Origin of the sequence: Kitasatospora sp. MBT63 (assembly GCF_000710465.2) — a bacterium.
GTDB lineage: Bacteria > Actinomycetota > Actinomycetes > Streptomycetales > Streptomycetaceae > Kitasatospora.
In genome coordinates, this window is record NZ_JAIZ01000374.1 from 1 (window position 1) to 3,392 (window position 3,392).

Here is a 3,392-nt window from a genome sequence, read left to right on the forward strand (position 1 = left end):
CGCTCCGAAAAGCGAATCCGGCCGCAATCCATAAAAGCGCGCACGACAATTCACGCCGGGCGCGAATGAGCGCACCCAGCCGAATGGGAAGTGGTGTTTCAAGGGATTGGCCGCTCCGGGACCGTCCGCGTAGACACGTGTCCGGTGCTCCCAGCCGAGCGACTAGGAAACACTACGCCCCCGGTGCGGCAGATGCAAACATCCGCCGACACGCCTGAGGGCCGCCCGGCGTCCGCGCGGCCGGGGGAACGGCGCGGCGGGCCGGGCGGCCCTCGGGTGCTGCTGATCAGGGGCTGATCAGCGGCTGATCAGGAGTTGGTGGGGAAGCCCAGGTTGATGCCGCCGTGCGACGGGTCGAGCCAGCGCTGGGTGACGACCTTGCCGCGGGTGAAGAACTGCACGCCGTCGGGGCCGTAGGCGTGGGCGTCGCCGAACAGCGAGGACTTCCAGCCGCCGAAGGAGTAGTAGGCCACCGGGACCGGGATCGGCACGTTGATGCCGACCATGCCGACCTCGATCTCGTTCTGGAATCGCCGGGCCGCGCCGCCGTCGTTGGTGAAGATCGCGGTGCCGTTGCCGTAGGGGTTGGAGTTGATCAGCTCCACGCCCTCCTCGTAGGAGGCGACCCGGACGACCGAGAGCACCGGGCCGAAGATCTCGTCGTTGTAGACGGACATGCCGGGCTTGACGTGGTCGAAGAGGGTCGGGCCGAGCCAGAAGCCGTCGGTGGTCGGGGCGCCGCTGACGTCCTCGGCGGCGATCGGGTGCTTTCGGCCGTCGACCGCCAGCTCGGCGCCGTCGGCGACACCGGACTCCACGTACGAGGTGACCTTGTCGCGGTGCTGGCCGGTGACCAGCGGGCCCATCTCGGAGTCGCCGTTGCAGCCGGGGCCGACCTTCAGGGTGGCCATCCGGGACTTGATCTTCTCGACCAGCTCGTCGCCGATCGGGTCGACCGCGACCAGGACGGAGACCGCCATGCAGCGCTCGCCGGCCGCGCCGAAGCCGGCGTTGATCGCGGCGTCGGCGCTGAGGTCCAGGTCGGCGTCGGGCAGCACCAGCATGTGGTTCTTCGCGCCGCCGAGGGCCTGCACGCGCTTGCCGTACCGGGTGCCGGTCTCGTAGACGTAGCGGGCGATCGGGGTCGAGCCGACGAAGCTGACGGACTTCACGTCCGGGTGCTCCAGCAGGCGGTCGACGGCGACCTTGTCGCCGTGCACGACGTTGAAGACGCCGTCCGGCAGGCCGGCCTCCTTCCACAGCTCGGCCAGGAAGTTGGCGGCGGACGGGTCCTTCTCGGACGGCTTGAGCACGACGGTGTTGCCGGTGGCGATGGCGATCGGGAAGAACCACATCGGCACCATGGCCGGGAAGTTGAACGGCGAGATGATCGCCACCGGGCCGAGCGGCTGGCGGATCGAGTAGACGTCGATGCCGGTGGAGGCCTGCTCGGTGAAGCCGCCCTTGCCGAGCTGGGCGATCCCGCAGGCGTACTCCACGACCTCCTGGCCGCGGGCCAGCTCGCCGAGGGCGTCCGAGTGCACCTTGCCGTGCTCGGCGACGATGATCGCGGCCAGCTCGTCCTTGCGGGCGTTGAACAGCTCGCGGAAGTTGAAGAGCACCTGGGTCCGCTTGGCCACCGAGGCCGTGCGCCACTCGGCGAAGGCCGCCGACGCGGCGGCCACGGCCTGGTCGACCTCGGCGATCTCCGCGAAGTCGACCTGTCCCGCGACCTGCCCGGTGGCCGGGTCGAAGATGTCGCCGCGCCGGGGCGCGGAGCCGGCGGTGGCGACGGGGGCGCCGCCGATCCAGTGGGTGATGTGCTTGCTCAAGGTCTTCTGCCTCCGAAGTCCGTACGGCGCAGCGCCGCCGGTACCGTGCCGGCACCACCCGGACGAGGGACCGGGCGGCGGGAACACGGGGCTCCCGCGCTCAGCATCCAGTCTGGTGACCGCCGGGGCCCGTCTCAACGAGCAGCGTGACGGGGAACGGAGATTCACCCTTACAGGTCGTCGGGGTCCCGTTCCTGCGGGCCGTCCGCCGCGGGGTCGGTCTCGGCCTGGTCGGTCTCCTCCAGGTAGGGGTCGTGCAGGCCGTCGGGGAGTTCGAGGGTCTCCATCAGGTCCAGGCGCAGGTCCTGGGCCCAGAGCTGGGCCCAGACCTGGGTCTGCGGGTGGCCCGGCCCGGACAGCTCGGCGGCGGCTTCGAGGCGGTCGGCGAGGACCGCGGGCTGGAAGTCCTCGTCCAGGGCGGCGGCCAGGGCGAGCAGCTCGCCCGGGCGGAAGCGGTCGGCGAGGGCGTGGACGGCTCGCAGGTCGGCGGGCAGGGCGCGGTCGCAGAGGTCGAGGACGGCGAGGCCCGCCGCGTCGGGCAGGGCGATCACCGGGACGGGCGCGTCCAGCAACAGGGGCGGGTGGCGCAGCGGTTCCCGGCGCAGTTCGATCGGGCCGCTCGCTGCGGTCAGCTGGATCCGCCGTGGGGTGCCGGGCTCCTCGCGGACGGTGTGTCCGGCGGCCCGGAGGGTCTCGGCGAGGCCGACGGCGAGTTCGGACAGCGGCGGTCCCTCCGCGGTGATCAGGACCAGGCCGGTCGGGCGGCCGGCGGGCAGGCCGTGGGCGTGCAGCGCCTCGGTGCCGGCCAGTGCGAGGGCGTGCCGCAGGCAGTACGGCTGCGCGGTCTCCAGCAGCCTGAGGTTCTCCTCGGTGAGCAGGCTCGGCGTCATGTCCCAACTCTCCCGTCCCGGGCAGGGCGGCGCAGCGGGTGTCCGGGGCGGACGCGTCCGGGTGGCCGGGTGCTTCCGGGTACCGGAGTGCCTCAGCCGGCCGAATGGCCGGCCGGGCGGTGGCTGTCGTCGGCGGCGTGCAGTCTCGGGCGGTGGCAGCGGGCCGCGGCGTCGTGCAGCGCGAGTTCGAGCAGGGCCGGGTCGACGAGGCGGCCGGAGCCGTCCGGGGGGACCAGCCAGTGCAGGGCGGGGCGTGGTCGGGCGGGGTGCGGGAGAGCCGTCCAGAGCCCGGGTCCGGCGACCTTGACGCCGGTGCCGAACCAGCGGGACGCGGTGCCGACGGGGACGAGGAATCCGGTCCGGCCGGTGTGGGCGAGGGCCGGGCCGCGGCCGGGGTTGCGGTGCAGGTCGTCGAGCCGGTGCAGGACGTCGAGGGCGGGCCGGCCGAGGGTGTCGGGGACGGAGAGCAGGTCCCAGCTGCGGCCGGCGGGGACCAGCAGGGTGGCGGCGGTGGACCGGGCCCAGTGCCGGTGGCTGTGGTCGGGGTCGGTGGTGGCGGTGGCGAGCCACCGGAGTGCGGCGTCGTGGGGGTTGCCGGGTGTCATGGTGTGTCCTCCGCTCGTGGCCTTCCCCCAAAGCCGGGTAGTTAAGGGATTTCCGCTGGTGGCAA

3 protein-coding genes are annotated in these 3,392 nt (G+C 72.7%); all 3 read right to left on the reverse strand.

The features are described from left to right. Positions 1-308: 308 nt before the first annotated feature. A complete protein-coding gene (locus AA75_RS21945) occupies positions 309-1,832 on the reverse strand; it encodes a CoA-acylating methylmalonate-semialdehyde dehydrogenase (protein ID WP_033821879.1) in 1,524 nt (507 codons plus the stop codon). A gap of 170 nt (positions 1,833-2,002) precedes the next feature. Next, the gene (locus tag AA75_RS21950) at positions 2,003-2,722 is read right to left on the reverse strand and encodes a hypothetical protein (RefSeq protein ID WP_033821880.1); all 720 of its coding nucleotides are present in this window, start codon (positions 2,720-2,722) and stop codon (positions 2,003-2,005) included. A 92-nt stretch (positions 2,723-2,814) separates the two neighbouring features. After that, positions 2,815-3,327: a hypothetical protein gene (locus AA75_RS21955; protein ID WP_063794411.1), complete on the reverse strand. Its 513-nt coding sequence runs from the start codon at positions 3,325-3,327 to the stop codon at positions 2,815-2,817. Positions 3,328-3,392: the final 65 nt, after the last annotated feature.

Bases quoted from the DNA above. Each gene is read 5' to 3' on its own strand.
- AA75_RS21955 (WP_063794411.1), bottom strand. From the start codon at position 3,327: ATGACACCCGGCAACCCCCACGACGCCGCACTCCGGTGGCTCGCCACC.
- AA75_RS21950 (WP_033821880.1), bottom strand. From the start codon at position 2,722: ATGACGCCGAGCCTGCTCACCGAGGAGAACCTCAGGCTGCTGGAGACC.